The sequence below is a fragment of the Micrococcus sp. Mcc28 genome (assembly GCF_024519775.1).
Classification (GTDB): Bacteria; Actinomycetota; Actinomycetes; order Actinomycetales; family Micrococcaceae; genus Micrococcus; species Micrococcus luteus.
In genome coordinates, this window is the sequence record NZ_JALJRH010000010.1 from 81,628 (window position 1) to 103,089 (window position 21,462).

General features: G+C 70.0%; 19 protein-coding genes. 12 read left to right on the top strand and 7 right to left on the bottom strand.

From position 1 onward, the window contains the following. Positions 1–4 precede the first annotated feature (4 nt). The 6 genes from NR073_RS07045 to NR073_RS07070 all read left to right on the top strand — a co-directional run bounded on the left by NR073_RS07045 (position 5) and on the right by NR073_RS07070 (position 4,891). Entirely contained in the window at positions 5–1,492 is a 1,488-nt protein-coding gene (locus NR073_RS07045; RefSeq protein ID WP_256748701.1) for a M18 family aminopeptidase, read from the top strand. A gap of 321 nt (positions 1,493–1,813) precedes the next feature. Next, positions 1,814–2,119, top strand: coding sequence for a 30S ribosomal protein S6 (rpsF, locus tag NR073_RS07050; RefSeq protein ID WP_002857790.1), 306 nt, complete (start codon positions 1,814–1,816; stop codon positions 2,117–2,119). A 132-nt stretch (positions 2,120–2,251) separates the two neighbouring features. After that, positions 2,252–2,851, top strand: a complete 600-nt coding sequence (locus NR073_RS07055; RefSeq protein ID WP_135039565.1) for a single-stranded DNA-binding protein — start codon at positions 2,252–2,254, stop codon at positions 2,849–2,851. A 232-nt stretch (positions 2,852–3,083) separates the two neighbouring features. Continuing rightward, entirely contained in the window at positions 3,084–3,323 is a 240-nt protein-coding gene (rpsR, locus tag NR073_RS07060) for a 30S ribosomal protein S18 (RefSeq protein ID WP_002857788.1), read from the top strand. 28 nt (positions 3,324–3,351) lie between these two features. Beyond that, on the top strand, positions 3,352–3,813 hold the full coding sequence (rplI, locus tag NR073_RS07065) for a 50S ribosomal protein L9 (protein WP_002857787.1): 462 nt from the start codon (positions 3,352–3,354) through the stop codon (positions 3,811–3,813). A 103-nt stretch (positions 3,814–3,916) separates the two neighbouring features. After that, positions 3,917–4,891 carry an MFS transporter gene (locus NR073_RS07070; RefSeq protein WP_237069393.1) on the top strand — a complete coding sequence of 325 codons (975 nt, stop codon included), beginning with the start codon at positions 3,917–3,919 and terminating at the stop codon, positions 4,889–4,891. Between the two features lie 40 nt (positions 4,892–4,931). Here NR073_RS07070 and NR073_RS07075 read toward each other — a convergent pair whose 3' ends face one another. Next, positions 4,932–6,047 (bottom strand): succinylglutamate desuccinylase/aspartoacylase family protein, encoded by a 1,116-nt coding sequence (locus NR073_RS07075; protein ID WP_159228226.1) that lies wholly within the window; start codon positions 6,045–6,047, stop codon positions 4,932–4,934. After that, positions 6,044–6,574: an ATP-dependent zinc protease gene (locus tag NR073_RS07080; protein ID WP_036384478.1), complete on the bottom strand. Its 531-nt coding sequence runs from the start codon at positions 6,572–6,574 to the stop codon at positions 6,044–6,046. The genes NR073_RS07075 and NR073_RS07080 overlap by 4 nt, the downstream gene beginning before the upstream one ends. Positions 6,575–6,601: 27 nt before the next feature. Between NR073_RS07080 and rimK the strand changes: the two genes are divergently transcribed. After that, positions 6,602–7,837, top strand: coding sequence for a 30S ribosomal protein S6--L-glutamate ligase (gene rimK, locus NR073_RS07085; protein WP_010079801.1), 1,236 nt, complete (start codon positions 6,602–6,604; stop codon positions 7,835–7,837). Positions 7,838–7,852: 15 nt separating this feature from the next. Here the strand turns inward: rimK and NR073_RS07090 are convergent, their stop codons facing one another. Next, complete coding sequence (locus NR073_RS07090) at positions 7,853–9,079, bottom strand: acyl-CoA dehydrogenase family protein (protein ID WP_036384480.1); 1,227 nt, start codon at positions 9,077–9,079, stop codon at positions 7,853–7,855. 26 nt (positions 9,080–9,105) lie between these two features. Next, positions 9,106–10,131: a CaiB/BaiF CoA-transferase family protein gene (locus NR073_RS07095; RefSeq protein ID WP_144786616.1), complete on the bottom strand. Its 1,026-nt coding sequence runs from the start codon at positions 10,129–10,131 to the stop codon at positions 9,106–9,108. Between the two features lie 731 nt (positions 10,132–10,862). On the opposite strand from NR073_RS07095, the gene dnaB reads away from it, so the two are divergent. Continuing rightward, on the top strand, positions 10,863–12,254 hold the full coding sequence (dnaB, locus tag NR073_RS07100; protein ID WP_044659833.1) for a replicative DNA helicase: 1,392 nt from the start codon (positions 10,863–10,865) through the stop codon (positions 12,252–12,254). 111 nt (positions 12,255–12,365) lie between these two features. Here dnaB and NR073_RS07105 read toward each other — a convergent pair whose 3' ends face one another. Together NR073_RS07105 and NR073_RS07110 are read right to left on the bottom strand one after the other, a co-directional pair. Beyond that, the gene (locus tag NR073_RS07105; RefSeq protein WP_044659832.1) at positions 12,366–12,869 is read right to left on the bottom strand and encodes a DUF4411 family protein; all 504 of its coding nucleotides are present in this window, start codon (positions 12,867–12,869) and stop codon (positions 12,366–12,368) included. Next, positions 12,866–14,014, bottom strand: a complete 1,149-nt coding sequence (locus NR073_RS07110; protein WP_044659831.1) for an ImmA/IrrE family metallo-endopeptidase — start codon at positions 14,012–14,014, stop codon at positions 12,866–12,868. The genes NR073_RS07105 and NR073_RS07110 overlap by 4 nt, the downstream gene beginning before the upstream one ends. 99 nt (positions 14,015–14,113) lie before the next feature. On the opposite strand from NR073_RS07110, the gene NR073_RS07115 reads away from it, so the two are divergent. The 4 genes from NR073_RS07115 to NR073_RS07130 all read left to right on the top strand — a co-directional run bounded on the left by NR073_RS07115 (position 14,114) and on the right by NR073_RS07130 (position 21,143). Then, on the top strand, positions 14,114–15,586 hold the full coding sequence (locus NR073_RS07115) for a class I SAM-dependent DNA methyltransferase (RefSeq protein WP_002857768.1): 1,473 nt from the start codon (positions 14,114–14,116) through the stop codon (positions 15,584–15,586). After that, positions 15,583–16,665 (top strand): restriction endonuclease subunit S, encoded by a 1,083-nt coding sequence (locus NR073_RS07120; protein ID WP_080981675.1) that lies wholly within the window; start codon positions 15,583–15,585, stop codon positions 16,663–16,665. The genes NR073_RS07115 and NR073_RS07120 overlap by 4 nt, the downstream gene beginning before the upstream one ends. 54 nt (positions 16,666–16,719) lie before the next feature. Beyond that, on the top strand, positions 16,720–20,145 hold the full coding sequence (locus NR073_RS07125) for a DEAD/DEAH box helicase family protein (protein ID WP_228070676.1): 3,426 nt from the start codon (positions 16,720–16,722) through the stop codon (positions 20,143–20,145). A 215-nt stretch (positions 20,146–20,360) separates the two neighbouring features. After that, on the top strand, positions 20,361–21,143 hold the full coding sequence (locus NR073_RS07130; RefSeq protein ID WP_044659829.1) for a GIY-YIG nuclease family protein: 783 nt from the start codon (positions 20,361–20,363) through the stop codon (positions 21,141–21,143). 109 nt (positions 21,144–21,252) lie between these two features. Here NR073_RS07130 and NR073_RS07135 read toward each other — a convergent pair. Further along, a partial coding sequence (locus NR073_RS07135) for a hypothetical protein (protein WP_230956189.1) occupies positions 21,253–21,462 on the bottom strand: 210 nt, incomplete at its 5' end.

The following is a 21,462-nucleotide window of genomic DNA, read 5'->3' on the forward strand; positions in this document are numbered from 1 at the left end:
GGGCATGACCCCCGTGACCCGTGACACCGTCGCCGAGCTGCCCGCCCACCTGCGGGACCTGGCCGAGTTCGTGACCGCCTCGCCCTCCAGCTACCACGCCGCGGAGGAGGTCGCACGCCGCCTGGAGGCCGTGGGCTTCACCCGTCTGGATGAGACGGCCGACTTCCCGGCGGCCCCGGGCGGCTACGTGGTGGTGCGCGACGGCGCGGCGGTGGCCTGGATCGTGCCGATGGGTGCCCGGGCGCTGGGCCGCCACGAGGGTGCTGAGGCGCGCGCGGCCGGGCCGGACGAGGCGGGGCAGAGCGCCGGCGTCGTGCCGGTGTTCCGCGTGCTCGGCGCACACACGGACTCGCCGGGGTTCAAGCTCAAGCCGAACCCGGCCACCGTGACGGCCGACGGCTGGGTGCAGGCCGGCGTCGAGGTGTACGGCGGCCCGCTGCTGAACTCGTGGCTGGACCGTGAGCTGCGGTTCGCCGGGCGTCTCGCCCTCGACGACGGCACGCAGGTGCTCGCCGCGACCGGGCCCGTGGGGCGCATCCCGCAGCTGGCCATCCACCTGGACCGCGAGGTCAACGAGGGGCTGACGTTGAAGCGGCAGCGGCACACGAACCCCGTCGTGGGGGCGCTCGTCCCGCGCGGCGAGGGCGCCGGCGAGGCGGAGGCCGACGGTCTGGCCGCCCGCGTGCCCGGTGACGTGCTGACCGCGCTCGCGGCCGCCGCCGGTGTGGACCCGGCCGCGGTGCGCGGGCACGACGTCGTGGTGGCCGACGCCCAGGCGCCCGGACTCTTCGGGCTGGCGGGCGAGTTCTTCGCGTCGGGCCGGCTGGACAACCTGAGCTCGGTGCACGCGGGCCTCGTGGCGCTCGAGGAGCTGGCGCGCGAGCACGGTGGCGCCGAGGGGGCGATCGCGTACGAGGGGACCGTCGCGGGCGGGGTGGCCGGTGTGGCGGCCGGCGCCCCGGTGATCCCGCTGCTCGCCGCGTTCGACCACGAGGAGCTGGGGTCGGCGTCGCGGTCCGGGGCGGCCGGCCCGCTGCTCGAGGAGGTCATGGGGCGCGTGCTCGAGGCGCTCGGCGTGGCCGGGCAGGGCCGGGCGCGGGCGATCGCGGGGTCCTGGCTGCTGTCCGCGGACGCCGGCCACCTGGTGCACCCGAACTACGCCGAGCGGCACGATCCCGTGAACCACCCGCGCGTGAACCACGGCCCGCTGCTGAAGATCAACGCCAACCAGCGCTACGCCACCGACGCCGGGGGCGAGGCCGCGTTCGCCCGCTGGTGCGGCGTGGCGGGGGTGCCGTTCCAGGAGTTCGTCTCCCACAACGACGTCCCCTGCGGCTCCACCATCGGCCCGATCTCGGCGACCCGCCTGGGCATCCGGACCGTGGACGTGGGCCTGGGCCTGCTGTCCATGCACTCGGCGCGCGAGATGTGCGGCGTGCGGGACGTGGAGCACCTGACGGCGGCCGTGCGGGAGTTCTTCCGCGGGGTGTGAGGCTGCGCGTGGGGGGCGGGGGCGAGCCAGAGATTTCTGCTCCTGGATGGCCGCGAGCCAGAGATTTCGGTCGGAGAAGCGGCCGGAAAACGACTGAATCATCTGGCTCGCGGGCTCGACGCGCGGGAGGCGTCGGCGCGGGAGGCGCCCGCGCGCGTGGACGCGGCGCCAGCACCGCGCCAGGGCCCCTTCGTCGAACTGCTAGGATGGATCAGGTTGTCTGTGTGCCGCCGAAGAGCGCGGAGCATCGCACGGACGACGAGCACAGAACCTCCTGCCGCGGAGAGACCGCGGCCGCAAGCCCAGAGGAGGTGGGTTCGCATGCGTGCTTATGAGCTGATGGTGCTGATCGACCCTGAGGTCGACGAGCGCACCGTGGAGCCGACCCTGAAGAAGTACCTCGAGGTCGTCACGAACGCCGGCGGCACCGTCGACAACATCGACGTGTGGGGTCGCCGCAAGACCGCCTACGAGATCCAGAAGAAGTCCGAGGCCATCTACGTGGTCGTCAACTTCCAGTCGGAGCCGGCCGCCACCCAGGAGCTGGACCGTCTGCTGAACCTCAACGAGACGATCCTGCGCACCAAGATCATCCGTCCGGAGGAGCAGAAGATCACCGCTGAGTGATCCTCGTACCGTGTCCGGAGGGTCTGAGAGCATCGGATCAGTCCCCGACGCCCCCACCGGAACCCCGCTGAGCAGTCCCGGATCCCCGGATCCGGTCACTGACCGGCAGAACCCCCGAAGACAGGAGTGACCATGGCAGGCGAGACCGTCATCACCGTGGTCGGCAACCTCACCGCCGACCCGGAGCTGCGCTTCACCCCGAACGGCGCGGCCGTCGCGAACTTCACCGTCGCGTCCACGCCCCGCACGTTCGACCGCCAGACCAACGAGTGGAAGGACGGCGAAGCACTGTTCCTGCGCTGCTCGGTCTGGCGCGAGGCCGCGGAGAACGTGGCGGAGTCGCTGACCAAGGGCATGCGCGTGATCGTGCAGGGCCGCCTCAAGGCGCGCTCCTACGACGACCGGGACGGCAATCGTCGCACCAGCTGGGAGCTGGACGTGGACGAGGTCGGCCCGGCGCTGCGGTTCGCCACGGCCAAGGTCACCCGCGCCCAGCGCGGCGGTGGCGGCGGCGGTGGCTTCGGCGGCGGCCAGCAGGGGGGCGGCTTCGGCGGCGCCCCGGCCGGCGGCGGCTTCGGGGGGAACAACGACGGCGGCTTCGGCGGCGCCCAGCAGGGCGGCGGCTGGGGCGGCCAGCAGCAGGGCGGCGGCCAGGCCGCGCCGCAGGACCCCTGGTCCGGCGGCGGTGGCGGCGGATGGGACACCCCGTCCTCCAACGAGCCCCCGTTCTGATCCTGCACTGACCGGGTGCGGCCCCCACGGCCGCGACGGACACGGAACACCACGGACCTCTCCGTCCGGGCGCGCGTCGCCCGGAGGGCCGCCCCCCGGTGGCCCATCCCACCCGCGACCCGGCACCGCCGGGCCGCACTGCACACGGCCCCGTGCCCGGCACGGGACGCCGCGTGATCCCATCCCGCAGAACCGTTCTGCGGGCTCCAGAGAACTCTGAAGGAGCACCACGATGGCGAAGGCTGAACTCCGCAAGCCCAAACCGAAGTCCAACCCGCTCAAGGCCGCCAAGATCACCGAGATCGACTACAAGGACGTGGCCCTGCTGCGCAAGTTCATCTCCGACCGCGGGAAGATCCGTGCCCGTCGCGTGACCGGCGTGACCGTCCAGGAGCAGCGCAAGATCGCCCAGGCCGTCAAGAACGCCCGCGAGGTGGCCCTGCTGCCCTACGCCGGCGCCGGCCGCGGCTGATCGAGCGAGCGAAGGAAGGAACACCCAGATGGCAAAGCTCATCCTGACCCAGGAAGTGGCCGGTCTCGGCACCTCCGGTGACGTGGTCGAGGTCAAGAACGGGTACGCCCGCAACTACCTGCTCCCGCGCGGTTTCGCCACCGTGTGGACCAAGGGCGGGGAGAAGCAGGTCGAGTCCCTGCAGAAGGCCCGCGCGGCCCGCGCCGTGGCGAACCTGGAGGACGCGCAGGCCCAGGCCGCGCAGCTCCAGTCCGCCACCGTGAAGCTCGAGCGCACCGCCGGTGCGGAGGGTCGCCTGTTCGGCGCCGTCCAGACCGCCGACGTCGCCGAGGCGATCGAGGCCGCCGGCCTCGGCTCCGTGGACAAGCGCTCGATCACCCTGCCGGCGCACATCAAGTCCGTGGGCAACCACGAGGCCCAGGTCCGCCTGCACGAGGACGTCATCGCGACCGTCCAGCTGCAGGTCGTGGCCGCCAAGGCCAAGAAGTGATCATCCGCTTCTGAGCCCGTCGCGCCCGCGACGCGCACCCGAGGCCCCGGTCCGCTCTTCACGAGCGGGCCGGGGCCTCGTGCCGTGGGGGAACATGGAGGTCATGCCCTCCGCCCCACCGCCCTCCGACCTCGCCGGCTCGGCGGCGGTCCCGCGCCCGCCGCTGTGGACGCGCCCGTTCATCCTCGTCAGCGCGACCTACCTGTTCGTGGCGATGATCTTCTACACGCTCATGACCGCCATGGCGCTCTACGCCGTCACGTCCTTCGGCGCGTCGGACGCGGAGGCCGGCGTCGTGGTGGGGGCGTTCGTGCTGGGCGCGGTCCTCACCCGCATGACGACGACGCCCGCCACCTTCGCGTGGGGGCGGCGGCGGGTCCTGCTCGTCGCCTTGGCCTGCTACGTCCTCACGACGGCGGCGTACCTCTGGGCGGACTCCCTGGCCGCACTGACCGTGGTACGGCTGCTCAACGGCATGTGCTTCGGCGCGGCCGGCACCGTGCTGGCCACGGCCGTGCAGCGGATCGTCCCGCCCGTGCGCCGCTCCGAGGGCACCGGCTGGTTCTCCACGTCGATGACGCTCGCGGGCGCCGTCGGGCCGATGGTGGCCCTGCAGCTGAGCACGGCCGTCGGCTACGACGCCCTGTTCTGGGCGTGCATCGGCTTCACGGGCATGGCCCTGCTGATCGCCCTGTTCCTGCGCGTGCCCGAGCCGCCGCTGGCGGGCCGGTTCCGGCTGCACCGGGCGGACGTGTTCTCCGCGGAGGTGGCGCCGGCGGCGGGCGTGGCCCTGGCCTCCGGGTTCATGTACGGCGGCATCCTCGCGTTCATGGCCACGTTCGCGCAGCAGCAGGGCTACCCGGCGATGGTGCCGAGCCTGTTCTTCCTGCTCTTCGCCGCGGGCACCATCGTGGGCCGTGCCGTCGTGGGCGTGCTGCACGACCGGCACGGGGACAACGCCGTCGTCTACCCGATCCTCGCGGGGATGGCGGTCTCCTACGCGGTGCTGGCGCTGCTGCTCTACTACCGGCTCGTGCACGGCGGCCGGGCCATCGCCCGGCGCCCGTCCCCGGCCTGAGCGGGGCGGCTCCGGCGCGCGGCCAACGCCCCGCGGCTGCTCATGCGTCCCATCCCCCGATGTGCACGAGGGCGTCGCCGCGGTGCACCAGGGGTGCCTCGGTGCGGCCGATGACCACGCCGGTCAGCTCGGCCTTCACGTGCGCGAGGCGGCGGCCGAACGAGTTGTAGAGCGCGCCGATCCGGTCCCCGGCGCTCACGCGTTCGCCGAGGGAGACGTCCAGGTGCACGAGGCCGTCCGCGCGGGCGCGCACCCACGTGGACTGCCACACCAGGTAGGGGGCGTCCTGCTCGCCGTCGACGACGTCGGGGTGCACGGCGGCGGTGTCCTCGCCGGTGGCGTCGGTCGCCTCGGGCACGTCCGTGGTCCGCTCCTCGGGGACCTCGCCGGGCAGCGGACCGGGGGCGTCGACGACGGCGTCCGGCCCGGGCTCGGTGAGCCCGACGTCCGTGGGGTCCACCATGTCCAGGGCGGCGAGCACGCGCAGGACCCCGTCCACGCCGGGGGCGATCGCGTACTCGTCGAACCGCCAGGCCTCACCGGCCTCGTAGAGCAGCACGCGCGCGCCGGTCTCGCGGGCCGCGGCGCGCAAGGAGCCGTCCCGCAGGCGGGCGTGGAAGAGCACGGGGGCGCCGAACGCCTCCGCGAGCGCGCGGGTCTGGGGGTCCTCCAGGTCGCACCGGATCTGCGGCAGGTTGGAGCGGCGGTCCGCGCCGGTGTGCAGGTCGATGCCCACGGTGCAGCGGGCGATCACCTCGGTCATCATCAGGTGCGCGATGCGCGAGGCCAGCGAGCCCCGGGCGGAGCCGGGGAAGGAGCGGTTCAGGTCGCGGCGGTCCGGCAGGTAGCGGTCCCCGGCCATCACGCCGAGCACGTTGACGATGGGCACGGCCAGCAGGGTGCCGCGCAGGTTTTTGGGCTGCAGCCGCTCCAGGACGCGGCGGACGATCTCGACGCCGGCCACCTCGTCCCCGTGGATCGCGGCGGAGACCCACACGGTGGGCCCGTCCTCGCGGCCGTGCAGCACGTGCACGGGCAGGGTGACGTCCGCGCCGGTGACGAGCTGGGAGATCGGCAGGGACAGCTCGTGGCGGCGGCCGGCCGGCACCTCGACCCCGCCGAACGCGAAGGGGGCGCGGGCGGGGCGACGGCTCACGCGCGCCCCCGGTTCCTGCGGCGCACGCCGCGCGGCGGCTGCCCGCCCACGTACGAGGCGGCGGGGTCCACGAGGAGGCCGCCGGCGGCCAGCGCGGTGCGCCCCACGAGCATGCGGAAGCCCATCTCGTCCCGGTGGGTCAGGGTCACCTCCGCCTCGATCGTGCGGCCGGCCAGGGTCAGCGGCATCACGACGACGACGCGCTCCTGCGCCTCGCCGTTCGAGGAGCGGACCGTGCGCAGATCGGCCACCGGCAGCTCGGCCGTCCGCGCGTCCGCGGCCGAGGTCTGCCACGGGTGCACCTCGAACCGGACCCACGCGGCGCCGTCGCGGGTGAACCGCTCGATGCCGAAGGCGTGGAGCGCCGAGGTGCGGGCACCGGTGTCGATCTTGGCCTTGATCCAGGGGGTGTGGGCGGCGGGCAGGCCGACCCATTCGCGCCAGCCCACCAGCCCCGGGCAAGCGGCGCCGTCGTCGGTGGGGGGCACGCCGTGGGGGGTCGGGGCCGTGTGCTTAGACTCAGACACGCCCCTCATCCTCCCAGGAAAGCGGTCATGAAGCTCGCCATCCTCTCCCGTTCCCTGCGCGCCTACTCGACGCAGCGCCTCAAGACCGCGGCGCTCGAGCGCGGCCACCAGGTGAAGGTCCTGGACACCCTGCGCTTCGGCATCGACCTCAGCTCGGACGAGCCCGATCTGATGTTCCGCGGCCGCCCCCTCTCCGGCTACGACGCCGTGCTGCCGCGCATCGGCAACTCGGTGACCTACTTCGGCACCGCCGTGGTGCGCCAGTTCGAGCAGATGGACGTCTACACGCCCAACACGGCCGCCGGGATCATGAACTCGCGGGACAAGCTGCGGGCCACCCAGATCCTCTCCCGCCACGAGATCGACATGCCCGCCACCGTGTTCGTGCGCAACCGCGGCGAGGTCTCCACGGCGATCGACATGGTGGGCGGGGCGCCCGTGGTGATCAAGCTGCTCGAGGGCACCCAGGGCATCGGCGTGATCCTGGCGCCGACCAAGAAGGTGGCCGAGGCGATCATCGAGACGCTGCACGGCACCAACCAGCAGGTGCTCATCCAGCGGTTCGTGGAGGAGTCCAAGGGCAAGGACATCCGCGCGCTCGTGGTGGGGGACCGCGTGGTGGCCGCGATGCGCCGCCGGGCCCAGGGGGACGAGTTCCGCTCCAACGTGCACCGCGGCGGCACCGTGGAGCGCGTCGAGCTCTCGCCCGAGTACGCGGAGACCGCCGTGCGGGCGGCCCACATCATGGGCCTGCGGGTGGCCGGCGTGGACATGCTCGAGGGCGAGCACGGCCCGCTGGTCATGGAGGTGAACTCCTCCCCGGGGCTGCAGGGCATCGAGGCCGCCACGGACCTGGACGTGGCCGGCGCCATCATCGACTACGTGGCGGACCAGGCCGGCTTCCCGGACATCGACGTGCGCCAGCGCCTGGCCGTGTCCACCGGGTACGGGGTCGGTGAGATCACCGTGCACGCCGGCTCCGGCTGGGTGGGCCAGTCCATCGAGGACTCCGGGCTGCTCGCGAAGGACCTGCAGGTGCTCACCCTGCACCGCGGCACCTCCGTGTTCCCCAACCCCGCGGACACCAAGGTCCTCGAGGAGGGCGACCGGCTGCTCTGCTTCGGCAAGACCGAGAACATGCGCGCCCTCATCCCCGCCCGCGCCCGCCGCCCCAAGCGCGTGCGGAAGCTGCCGGCCACCCCGATCCTCGCCTCCGTGGCCGAGGAGGCCCCGGCGCCCGAGGCGCCCGCCGACGACGCCTGAGCCCGGGGGCGGGGCTCAGCGGGCCGGGGCGAACGCGCCGATGCCCGTGAGGTGCCGGCCGAGCGTGAGCTGGTGGACCTCGTCCGTGCCCTCGTAGGTGCGCACGGACTCGAGGTTGTTCGCGTGCCGCAGCGGCGAGTGCTCCAGGGTGATGCCGTTGCCGCCGAGCATCTCGCGGGCCTCTCGGGCGATGCCGATGGCCACGCGGCAGTTGTCCAGCTTGCCCGCCGAGATCATGGCGGGGGTGAGCGGGCCGGCGTCCTTGGCGCGACCGATCTGGTGCGCCAGCAGGTAGCCCTTCCCGATGGCCACGGCCATGTCCGCGAGCTTGGCCTGCGTCAGCTGGTGGGAGGCCAGCGGCACCTCGAACTGCTGCCGCTCCATCGCGTAGTCGAGGACGGCGTCGAAGGAGTCGCGAGCGGCGCCCATCGCACCCCAGATGATCCCGTAGCGGGCCTCGTTGAGGCACTGGAAGGGGCCCTTGAGCCCGACGGCGGAGTCGGCCGGCAGCATCGCGGAGGCGGGCAGGCGCACGCCGTCGAGGTGGATCTCGCACTGCACCGAGGCCCGCATGGACAGCTTCTGGGTGATCGCCTCGGCGCGGAAGCCGGGGGTGTCCGTGGGGACCACGAAGCCGCGCACCCCGCGCCCGTCGCCGGGCTCGCCGGTCTGCGCCCAGATGATCGCGACGTCGGCCAGGGTGGCCAGCCCGATCCAGCGCTTGACCCCGTCGAGCACCCAGTCGCCGCCGGGTTCCTGGCGGGCCGTCGTCGTCATGGAGGCCGGGTCCGAGCCGGCGCCCGGCTCGGTGAGGCCGAAGCAGCCGACCGCCTCGCCGGTGGTCATGCGCGGCAGCCACTGCGCCTTCTGCTCCTCGGAGCCGTGCTTGTGGATCGCGCCCATCGCGAGCGAGCCCTGCACGGAGACGAAGGTGCGCAGGCCGGAGTCGCCGGCCTCGAGCTCCTGGGCGGCGAGGCCGTACTCCACCGCCGAGCGACCGGGCATGCCGTGGCCCTCGTAGGGCATGCCGAGCACGCCGAGGCGGCCCAGCTCGGGGACGATCTCGCGCGGGAACACGGCGTCGTCGTACCAGCGGGCGATGTGCGGGCGGATGTGCTCGTCCACGAAGCCGCGCACCTGCAGCGCGACGGCCTTCTCCTCGGCGAAGAACAGGGAGTCCAGGCCGACGACGTCGGCGCGGCCGAGGAACGAGTCGGCTTCGGCGTGGAACGGGGTGGTCATGGCGGGGGGGCCTCTCTGCGGGGTGGTCAGCGGGCGTCGAGCCAGGTGTTGACGGCCGCCGTGTCCGCGCCGAGCGCGGGGGGCGCGTGGCGCGGGTGCGCGACGGGCGGGTCCCACTGCACCGGGTGGCGGAACTGCCGGCCGGCAGGGGCGCCGGAGCGGTCCTGGACCTCGACGGTCGGCTCGAGGCCGAGGGACTCGGCCAGCTCGACGCCCTCGGCGACGGTGGACACGAGGCCGACCGGGAGCCGCTCGGCCTGCAGCACGTCCCGCCAGTGGGCGGCCGTCTGCGCCGAGAGCGCGTCCCGGCACGCCAGCAGCTGATAGGGGGCGATCGAGGGGTGGTCGTTGCCCATCCGCCGCGGGACGACGCCGGCGCCGAGCCAGGCCTGGCCCTGGTTGGCGAGCGCCCCCTGCAGCGAGGAGAGCAGGTTCAGCCGCAGGTGGGCGCCCTCCCCGGTGCGCTCGCGGCGCAGCAGGGCGGCGAGCACGCCGGCGGTGAGGTCCTTGGCCGTGAGCACGTCCACGAGGGCGACGCCCGCCTTCATCGGGGCGTCCGGTTCGCCGGTGATGCTCATGAGCCCGCCCGCGGCCTGGACGATGAAGTCGTAGCCGGGCAGGTCCCGGCCCTCGCGGTCGCCGAACCCGGAGACGGCGGCGTAGACCACGGACGGGTTCTCCCGCGCGACGTCGTCGTAGCCCAGGCCGAGGCGCTCCATGGTGCCGGGCTTGAGGTTGTGGACCACGACGTCGGCCCGGGCGGCCAGGGCGGCGGCCCGCCGCTGGTCCTCGGGGTCCTTCAGGTCCCAGCCGACCGACTCCTTGTTGCGGTTCACGGACTCGAAGTAGGTGGCGCCCGTCGCCGAGCGGGGCGGGGCCCAGCCGCGGGTGTCGTCGCCGCGCTCGGGGTGCTCCACCTTGATGACGCGCGCCCCGAGGTCCGCCAGCGTCATGGTGGCGAGCGGGCCGGCGAGGACGCGGGAGAAGTCGGCGACGAGGACGCCGTCGAGGGGGAGCGAGGCCGGGGAGGGTGCGGTGGTGGCCGGGGTCACGGCGGACTCCTCACTGTGGCGGACGACACGACGACGGGTTCCACCCAAGCACCGTGCTCGCGTTCCGTCCACTGACTCTGGGGCGGGTCACTGACGTGCGTGAGTCATCGGCGCCGGGCGGTCCGGGGCGGCCGGGAGAGGTGGGCACGGGGAGGACCCGGGGCCGCGGGCAGAGGCTGTCAACTTCGCCGTCCCCAGATTCGGACACCTTGTCCACAGGAGTTGTCCACAGATGTGGCGGGTGTGGACGACGGTGTGGATAGGCATGTACCAGGCGGTGTGATGAGGGCGCAAACGAGGGTGCTGTCAAGTCCCGCGGCCGGGGCCAAAGGGGGGCGGAGAATCTTCCTCCACAGCGCTGGGGATCGCATCGTCCCAGGTCAGAGCCGGATTCTGGGACTGGCCGAGCGGTTGTCCCCAGCGTGGTCCCCAGGCGATCCACACGACACGCCGCCGAATCCACACGTTGTCCACAAGGCCTGTGGGAAACGCGGTTGCCCAGCCTCCACGGCGCGCGTAGTGTCGCGTGGTATCCCCAACGCGAGGGCGGGTATTGGCCGCAGGTGACCACTGACAGGCGCGCATCCGCTCGGACCGTCGCCCCGGGGACCGTCGCAGCGTCCGCCTGCAGGAGGGTGCGGCGGCACGGGCGGTGACAACAGAGGAATCAGGGCCGGGAAGACCGGCGAGGGCCGCCGTCGTGCGGGCTGTGGGAAGGGAGTCTCCGGACGTTGACTGAGAACTACGGAGACTCGGGCTCCTACGACGGCGGCCGTTCCTCTGAACGCTTCCTGCCGCCCCAGGACCTGGAGGCGGAGCGCTCGGTGCTGGGCGGCATGATGCTCTCCAAGGACGCGATCGCGGACGTGGTGGAGCTGCTGCGCGGCCACGACTTCTACCGGCCGAGCCACGAGATGATCTACGAGGCGATCATCGACCTCTACGGCCGCGGTGAGCCCGCGGACGCCGTCACCGTGGCGGACCTGCTGAACAAGCGCCAGGAGCTCAGCCGCGTGGGCGGCCCCGCCGTGCTGCACGAGCTGATCCAGTCCGTGCCCACCGCCGCCAACGCGAGCTTCTACGCGGAGATCGTGGCGGAGAAGGCCGTCCTGCGGCGTCTCGTCACCGCCGGCACCAAGATCACCCAGCTGGGGTATCAGGGCGACGGCGAGGTCGAGGAGATCGTCAACGAGGCGCAGTCCGAGATCTACAAGGTGGCGGAGAACCGCCAGTCCGAGGACTACGTGCGCCTCGCGGAGATCATGGAGCACGCCGTCGACGAGATCGAGGCGGCCGGCAACCAGGGGGAGGGCCTGACGGGCGTCCCCACCGACTTCTACGACTTCGACGAGCTGACGCAGGGCCTGCACGGCGGGCAGATGATCGTGATCGCGGCGCGCCCCGCCGTCGGCAAGTCCACGCTCGCGCTGGACTTCGCGCGGGCCGCGGCCATCCACCACAACATGGCCACCGTGTTCTTCAGCCTCGAGATGGGCAAGAACGAGATCGCCATGAGGCTCTTGAGCGCCGAGGCGACGATCGCGCTGCAGGACCTGCGCAAGGGCACCATCCGGGATGACCAGTGGTCCAAGATCGCCGCGACCGTGGGGCGGCTGAACGAGGCGCCGTTCTTCATCGACGACTCCCCGAACATGACCATGATGGAGATCCGCGCCAAGTGCCGGCGGCTCAAGCAGAAGAACAACCTCAAGATGGTGGTGCTGGACTACCTGCAGCTCATGAGCTCGGGCAAGAAGGTCGAGTCCCGTCAGCAGGAGGTGGCCGAGTTCTCGCGTGCCCTGAAGCTGCTGGCCAAGGAACTCGACGTGCCGGTGATCGCGTTGAGCCAGTTGAACCGTGGGTCCGAGCAGAGGACGGACAAGCGGCCGCAGGTGTCCGACCTGCGCGAGTCCGGCTCGATCGAGCAGGACGCGGACATGGTGATCCTGCTGCACCGCGAGGACGTGTACGACAAGGAGTCCCCGCGCGCCGGCGAGGCCGACCTGATCGTGGCCAAGCACCGCAACGGGCCGACGAAGACCATTGTGGTGGGGTTCCAGGGTCACTATTCGCGGTTCTCGAACCTGGCGAGTGATGCGGGTGGTGGCCCGGGTGGGTTCTGACGGCCGTCACTGACGCCAAACCGCCCCGTCAGTGAGTGCAGAGAGCCTGTCACTCACTCGAGTGAGGCACTCACTGTGTCGACTGACGGCATCAGTGACGTGCATCGTTCTTCAGGGCACGAGGTCGAGCGTCAACCGGGGTCTGGTCTGGCGCATGCATTCCCACAGGTCGACGCAGCGGGTCTCCAGAGCGGCACAGGCGTCAGGGATTTTCACGCGCTTGCGCGCCTGAGGGGCGGGCACCTCGAAGGTGACCACGGTGGCGTCCATGCATGCAGCCTGCGCCACCAACAGCAGATCGGCGCTGTCATCCAGAAACTCGTCCTGCGCGGCCTGTTGATACGCGGGCTGACGGGTCAGGGTCCACTGGGCCAACTCGCCGATGCGCTGGGGCACCTCTGACGTGGGTGGGAGGAAGAGCTGCGGATGGTTTGACGCCCAGGTGGCGAGTTCATCCCCGCCCCGGCATAGCTCCTGCCGCACGGCCTCCACGCTGGCGACCCAGCCTGCCGCATGAGCGCGCTCCAGCCACGTCCAGAACCCCGGGGCGAGATCGAACCCGTAGTAACTGTTCTTCGGCGTGATGAAGGTGTTGGCGTCGAGCAGGAACATCATGCGGCCGCCATCTTCTGAGCCAGGGTGTCCATAACCTCACGCTTGTGGGTTCCGAGCAGGCGGAACGCGTCCCGGTAGCTGGTTCCGCCTTCCCGGGCGCTGGCCACCACGGCAGTGGTGAACGGGACGCCGAGGCGGTAGCGGGCGGTGCGGTAATAATCGCCCCCTCCGCCCTTCGGCGCCGGGGTCTGGGGGTGAGGGATGCGGGCCAGCGCTGCGAGCTGCGCGTCGGCGGCCGCAGGGGTGATCAGTCCGCAGGTCTTCATCCGGAGAACCACGACGGCGCGGCTCACCTGGCAGCGTTTGGCCACATCGGCGACCACCTCGTCGAACTCCGTGCTGAGTCGCTCCTGCTGCTGCTCCAGCACGACGCGGGGCACCAGGGCTGCGGCGGCCACCCGGTTGCACCAGGCCTCCTCGTAGGGTGCGTGGCGTCCGGGGCGGGCATCAGACAGCGCACTGTGTCCGAGGAGCAGGTGAGCGGTCTCGTGGAGGAGGGTGAAGTGCTGGGCGGTCTTGGCCTCGGTTCCGTTGACGAAGATCAGTGGAGCGAGGTCGTCGGCCAGGGCGAAGCCCCTGAACTCGTCCGGGTTCAGGGGCCTTCGGGTCTCATTGCCGACGTAGCCGCTGATCATCACCAGCACCCCCGCCTCTTCCAAGGCGCCCACGAGCGCGCTGCGGAAGGCGTCACCGGCGCCGGACAGGGCGTCCAAGTGGAGGATCTCCCGGAGGCGTGTTCCGGCATCCTCTGTATCGTTCTGGAGCGTGGCGCTGCCCACGAGGGGCACGGGGCTGGCGCCAATGGCGAGCATGTGGTCCCGGTACCAGTCCTGGCGGAGCTGGCACTCCCGCAGGACGTCCACCAGCTCGGCGGAGGGGTGATCCACGCCCTGGCTGCCCGGCGTGCGCATGTCAGGGATGGGGATGGGTGCCGGCGCCGGGGGAGCGCTGAGGAACAGCATGCCGAAGGGCACATGGACCTTCTGCCCGAACCGTTCCAGCTGCTTCATGGTGGGCTTCTTCGTCCGGCTGAGCCAGGCCTCGAGGTCGGGGTGTGCGGTAGTAGCGCTGGCCAGGTCGATGCCCCCACGTTCGAGGGCCCAGCGCAGGACGGCCGGCTCGACGTCGACGCGCACCGTGGGCATGGACCGCCTCCTCCCTGGGCCGGGGCGACTTTGTGTCGCCCTGTGCTCAGCCTAGTCATCGCCTCGGACGCTGTAAGCCCCACCCCGTACACTCGCGTCGTGATCACCGGAACTCTCAAAAACCAGGTTGACCGCGTCTGGGACGCCTTCGCCACGGGTGGCATCAGCAACCCTCTTGAGGTGATCGAGCAGATCACCTACCTGCTGTTCCTGCGTCGCCTGGATGAGGCACAGACGCAAGCCGAGGCCAAGGCGCGCCGCACGAACCAACCGGTGGAGACGACGATCTTCGACGCCGACCACCAGCACCTCCGCTGGCACCAGCTGAAGAACGTCGCCTCGGACGAACTCTTCGCCCGCATGGACCGCGAGGTCTTCCCGTTCCTGCGCCGTCTCGGCCAGCAGATTGGAGGGGAGGACTCCACTTACGCGCACCACATGCGAGACGCCCGCTTCACCATCCCCAACGCGCGCATGCTCGCCACCGCCGTGGATCTGATCGACAAGCTTCCCCTCACAAACCGGGACACCACCGGTGACCTGTACGAATACCTCCTCTCCAAGCTCTCCACCGCGGGACGGAACGGCCAGTTCCGCACGCCGCGGCACATCATCGACCTCATGGTGCGGATGACGGCGCCCACCCCGGAGGACGTGATCGTGGACCCGGCATGTGGCACGGCAGGGTTCCTCGTCGGCGCGTCGGAGTATCTGCGGGAGGAACACCCGGAACTTTTCTTTGACATGAACCAGCGGCTGCACTTCAACCGGCGCATGTTCCACGGATATGACTTCGACAGCACCATGCTGCGCATCGCCAGCATGAACATGCTCATGCACGGGGTGGAGTCCCCGGACATCGCGTACCGGGACTCCCTGGCCCAGGGTGCTAGCGACGGCGACGCTGGCAAATACAGCTTGATCCTCGCCAATCCGCCGTTCGCCGGGTCCCTCGACGCCGAGGGCGTCAGCTCTGACCTGCAGCGCGTGGTGAAGACGAAGAAGACGGAGTTGCTCTTCCTGGCCCTGTTCCTGCGGCTGTTGCAGCCGGGCGGTCGTGCGGCGGTGATCGTCCCGGAGGGGGTGCTGTTCGGCTCGTCTAAGGCCCACAAGGACTTGCGCCGGATGCTGGTGGAGGACCATCACCTGCAGGCGGTGGTGAAGTTGCCTGCGGGTGTGTTCAAGCCCTACGCAGGGGTCTCGACGGCGATCCTCTTCTTCCGCAACGACGGTCCCGGCAGCACGGACGACGTCTGGTTCTACGACGTCCGCGCCGATGGGTTCTCGCTGGACGACAAGCGCACGCCGGTGGAGGCCAACGACCTGCCGGACCTCGTTCAGCGGTGGCAGAACCCGGCAGGAGAGAAGGACCGGCCGCGGACCGCGCAGTCCTTCCTGGTGCCCAAGGCGGACATCGTGGAGCAGGGGTACGACCTCTCCCTGAACCGGTACAAGGAGTTGGAGATCGAGGAGGTCGAGCACCGGGACCCGCTGGAGATCCTCGTCGACCTCGAACAGCTCGACGCCGAGATTGCCGCTGGGACTGCGGAGCTCAAGGGGATGCTGCGGTGAAGACGGTGAAGCTGGGTGACATTGTTTCCCTTAAGTACGGGAAAGCGCTGAAACAGGGTGATCGCCGAGGGGGGCCTGTTGCCGTCGTGGGCTCCAGTGGCGTCGTGGGGTTCCATGATCAAGCCCTCAGTTCGGGCCCCGCGATTGTCGTAGGAAGGAAGGGGTCAATCGGGTCGGTCACCTGGGTGCCCGGTGATGTTTGGCCTATAGATACTGCCTACGAGGCGGTGCCTCTCGGGGAGGGCGTCGATCTTCGGTGGCTGTATTGGATCCTTAGCGCTCTCGGTCTCAAGGGAATGAATAAATCAGCGGCAGTGCCAGGATTGAATCGGGATGATGTGTATCGTCTCTCGATTAGGCTTCCTGATCTCAAGGAGCAAAGGCGCATTTCGGCGATTCTGGACCAGGCTGACGAGCAGCGGTCGCGCCGGCGGGCGCAACTCGAGCGACTGGCTGCTCTTGTCCAGGTGGCGTTCGCTGATCGCGTCCGGGAGGCCGGTCCCGGGCAGCCCCTATCGGAGCTTGCGTCTTTCGTACGAGGCGTCACCTTCAAGCCCGAAGATGTGGCTGAGTCAGGTGTCCCCGTGATGCGTACGAAGAATGTGCAGAAGCGCCTGGACAGTTCGGATCTTATTCGCATCCCGGCAGAGCTCATCAAGAACGAGGCAAAGTATCTGCAAGAGGGGGACACCTTAGTGTCCAGTGCGAACAGCTACAACCTCGTAGGAAAATGCTGTTTCGTTGACTCCCTGCCGGAGCCGTCGGCTATCGGCGGATTCGTTTCAGCGCTTCGTCCCGGCCCCGACGTCGACCCGACTTTCCTCTACGCCTGGTTCAACAGTGACAGAGTCCAAGCGACCGTGCGAAGCTTTGGCAATAAGACGACGAATATCAGCAACCTCAACATCAAACGGACGTTGCAGTTGCGTATCCCGGACGTGTCTCTCGATATGCAGAGAGAATTCGCCGCCGTCGTCGAGAAGATCGACGTGCAGCGAGCGCGTGTCGAGCGGGCACTGGCGTTGGAGGACGAGCTGTTCGCGTCGCTCCAACACAGGGCATTCCGCGGGGAGCTGTGAATCCGGCAGGATGACAGTGGGCGGCTCGGTGGTGAGCTGCCGGAGAGGGTGTTGATGGCAGGCAACATGGACTGGGTGGAGCGGGCGCTCCCCGTTGCTCACGAGGACGCTGCGCAGGCCGAGGGCTACATGAGCACCGACCCGCGCGCGGCCGCGTTCTATGCCCGGCGCTGCGTCGAACGGGTCGTCGAGTTCGTCTACGCCACCCATCGCCTCGAGGACCCGTACAAGACCGACCTCTCCGGCCTCATCAACGGGGTAGCCTTCACCGGCCTGGCCGGACGCCCGGTGGTGGACAAGCTCAACTTCCTCCGTAAGGCCGGCAACAACGCCGTTCACAAGGATTCCGTGCTGGATGCCCGCGCCGCCCTCACCATCCTGCGCGAGCTGTTCCACGTGCTCGTCTGGGCCGCGTTCCACCACGGCCCGCACCCGGAGGCCGTGCCCACCGGTGCGCAGTTCGACCACGCACTTGCCCCGCAGAAGGCCGCCATGAGCGTGGAGCAGCTCGACGCCGTGATTGCCCGGCTCAAGAAGCAGGACGAGGACAACGCCCGTCTCCGCGAGCAGAACGAGCAGCAGGCCGCCGCGTACGAGGCCGAGATCCAGGCCCTGCGGGAGCAGATCGCCGCCGCCCAGGCCGCCGCCACCACCAGCGAACTCCCCGACCTTCACGACTACGACTACGCAGAGGCGGAGACCCGCTCTCTCTTCATCGACCTCCTCCTCGCCGAGTCCGGGTGGCCCCTCGACCAGGCTCGCGACCGCGAGTACCCCGTCACCGGGTTGCCCACCCCCGGCGGCACCGGGCGTGTGGACTACGTTCTCTGGGGAGCCGATGGTCTGCCCCTGGCCGTGGTGGAGGCCAAGCGCACCACCAAGAGCGCGCTCGAAGGCCAGGAACAGGCCCGCCGATACGCTGACGCCCTTGAAGCGCAGTTCGCTCGCCGCCCGCTGATCTTCTACACCAACGGCTATGACCACTGGTTCTGGGACGATGCGGCCTTCGGCGAGGCCGGCGGCTACCCGCCCCGTGAGATTGAAGGGTTCTTCACCGCCGACGAGCTCGAGCGCCTCATCCAGCGGCGTACCGTCCGCCAGGACCTTACGGACGTGCCGGTCAACGTGGACATCGCGGGACGGCCATACCAGCTGGAGGCGATCTCCGCCGTCGGGCAGGCCCTCGCCGCCCGCCAGCGCGATGCCCTGCTGGTCATGGCCACCGGCACCGGCAAGACCCGGACCGCCATCGCCCTCGTGGACCAGCTGATTCGGGGGAACTGGGTCAAGCGGGTCCTGTTCCTCGCGGACCGGACGGCCCTGGTACGGCAGGCCAAACGGGCGTTTGCCGCGAACCTGCCGGACACCGCCGTCGTGAACCTGCAGGACGAGAAGCGCGGGGAGGGGCGGGTCTACACCGCGACCTACCCGACCATGCTCAATCTGCTGGAGCACGACGGGCAGGACGGTGGGACGCGGAGGTTCGGCGCCGGGTACTTCGACCTCGTGATCATCGACGAGGCCCACCGCTCCGTCTATCAGAAGTACGGCGCGATCTTCGACTGGTTCGACTCCCTGCTGGTGGGCCTCACCGCTACACCCAAGGACGAGGTGGACCACAACACCTACCGGCTGTTCCACCTCGAGGACGGGGTGCCCACCTTCGCCTTCGACCTTGAGGAGGCCGTGGAGCAGGGGTACCTGGTGCCGCCGCTGGGGGTGTCCGCGGGGACGGAGTTCCTGCGCCAGGGGATCCGTTACGCCGACCTCTCCGACGAGGAGAAGGCCGAGTGGGACGCGCTGGATTGGGGCGAGGACGGCCCCCCGGACAGCGTGGACTCCGAGCAGGTCAACAGGTTCCTCTTCAACGAAGACACCGTGGACAAGGTCCTGGAGCTGCTCATGGAGCGCGGTCAGAAGGTGGCCGGCGGTGACCGGCTCGGCAAGACCATCGTGTTCGCGAAGAACCAGAATCATGCCGACTTCATCGAGCGTCGATTCAACGCGCGGTTCCCCGAGCTGGGCGGGACGTTCGCACGGGTGATCACCAGCAAGACCGCGTTCAACGACGCACTGCTGGATGACTTCTCCGACTCGGACAAGGCCCCACATATCGCCATCAGCGTGGATATGCTGGACACCGGGGTGGACATCCCTGAGGTGGTGAACCTGGTGCTGTTCAAGGTGGTCCACTCCAAGACCAAGTTCTGGCAGATGATCGGCCGCGGCACCCGCCTGTGTCCCGATCTGTTCGGGCCCGGGCAGGACAAGAAGAACTTCACCGTCTTCGACTTCGGAGAGAACCTGCCTTACTTCAACCAGGATCTCCCCGAGCCGGGGTCCTCCGTGCAGAAGTCCCTTACCCAGCGGTTGTTCGAGGCACGGGCCGGGATTGTGGCGGCCCTGGATGCGCGCGAGGGCGATGGGGAGGCGGGCTCGGCCAGCGTCGTACGCCAGGCCCACGCCACCTGGCTGCACTCCTACGTGGAGGGCATGCCGATGCAGAACCTGCTGGTGCGCAAGCACCGGCGCCACGTGGAGCGCTGGTCCGAGCCCGATGCGTGGGCCGCGGTGACCGCCGAGGATGTCGACGAACTCGCCGACCATGTGGCCGGACTGCCCTCCACGCTGCGTGACCCGGACGAAGCAGCGAAGCGCTTCGACCTCGTGACCCTGCGCTGGCAGTTGGCCACCCTGGACGGTGATGCCGCCCTGGCGGAGCGTTGCCGCAGATCCGTCCAGGAGGTCGCGGGTGCGTTGCTGAGTCAGCTGGCTATCCCAGCCGTCAAGGTGGAAGAGTCCCTGCTGCGCTCCGTTGCGGAAGACCTGTGGTGGGAAGGCGCTGGCGTCGTTGACGTGGAGGCGCTGCGGGAGAGCCTGCGCGGACTGGTGGTGTTCCTGCCGAGGCTGAGCTCCTCACCGGTGTACACGGACTTCGTGGACACCCTGGGGGAGATCGACGAGGTGGTCGTGGTGCCGGCACGGCCGGGCATGAATTGGGAGCGCTACCGCGAGAAGGCCATGGCCTTCCTGCGCGCCGAGGAGGACACCCTGGCGTTGCGGAAGCTCCGCGGCAACCAGCCGCTGACGGCCACGGATCTCGAGGAGCTCGGTCGCATGCTGGTGGCGGCGGGCGGATCTGACCGGCCGGAGCTGGATTGGGTGCGTGAGCACGCCGGCGCCGAGCTGGGCGTCTTCGTGCGCAGTCTTGTGGGGTTGGAGCGGCGGGCCGCGGAAGAGGCGCTGGCCGCGTTCCTGGACGAGGGCAGGTGGACCACGCGCCAGATCCGCTTCACCCGCATGCTCGTGGACGACCTGGTGCGCAACGGCGTGGTGGACCCGGGTCGGCTCTACGAGGACCCGTATCTCGCACTGGGTGGCGTCGATGCCGTGTATCCGCAGGATGCTGCGGACGCCGTGGTGGCCGTACTGGCCGAGGTGCGGGCGCGGGCCGAGGTGGAAGCGGGGAAGGTGGCCTGAGGACGGACTACTTGCGGACGGCGCGCTGAGCGACCTGGGGCAACATCTGACCAATCTGTCTGAGCCCATCCGGACCAGTGATGGCGGCGACTGCGATGATGCCTGCTGTGCCAATGGGCTAGGCCCGTGGTGCTCAGGACCGCACGCATTTGCTCGTGGGCCAGACCGGCGAGGAAACGTTGGTTCTCGAGGTCTTTTTTTCGTTGGCCCGGTCAATGAGTTCATCCACCATCCTGGCCATCCGCCACACCTACAAGGAGTCGGGGCTGCCATCGCGGGCGGCGGCCACGCCGGAGCGGGTGCTCGCCTACACACGGGAGCAGCACCACGTGGGGAAGTTCCCGAAGGAGCCCGCCCGCCACTGGCTGATCTTCATGGGGGAGGGAGGACGTCGTTCTCGCCTCACCGCCGTGTACGAGAACCGCGGGGAGGTCGTGGCTGAGCGCACGGAGCGGTACCGGTACTACGACGTTGCGCCGGTGCCGCTGCTGGCCTCCCTCGAGGAGCGCCTGGTGGTGGAGTGGTCCGCAGACCCCGTGAACTGGGCCAAGCGCGGCCCCCTGGCGGCGCGCTTCCCCGTCCTCGAGATCGCCGACCCCACCACCGAGGCGTTCCCCGGCTTCGACCATGTGCTGCTCAGCTACGGGGACCTGCAGTCAATGGTGACCGAGACTCGCTACGCAGGCTGGCGCACCGCCCTGGAGGCCGTACGCGGGATCTACCTGATCGCCGACGAGACCGCGGGCCGGTGCCACGTCGGCAAGGCCGACGGTGAGCGTGGTGTGCTCGGACGGTGGGAGGCCTACGCCCGTGACGGGCATGGTGGGAACGTCGCCCTCCGGGATGCCCTGGAGCTCGACCCCGACCAGCCGGAGCGGTACACGTTCAGCCTGTTGCGCGTGTTCGGCTCCAATACCCCGCAGGCCCAGATCGACGCCGCGGAGAAGCACTACAAGGACGCTCTGATGACGCGCCGGTTCGGGCTGAACCGGAACTGAACGGACGTCGTTGTCCGGGGGGAGAGAGCGAAGGGCAGACGGGAGGGGGGATGGATTGCCCCCGCCGAGCCTCGGGGAGGAGGGCAAGTGCGCCATCCAGGCACAGCAGTCACCGCTGAATTCCTCGAATATGACTGCCCGCGAGCACACGGGGCATCTGCAAGCCGCCCGCATTGATGTCATCGCGCGGGCCGAGGTCGTCGAGGCGGGCGGGCCAGGTCTGATGGGTGTGAACGGCCCACCCGGGACCGGCAAGACGACGATTGTAAGCGGCCATGAAAAGCTGCCCATAGGTGGCCAGGGAATGACCCGCTGACGG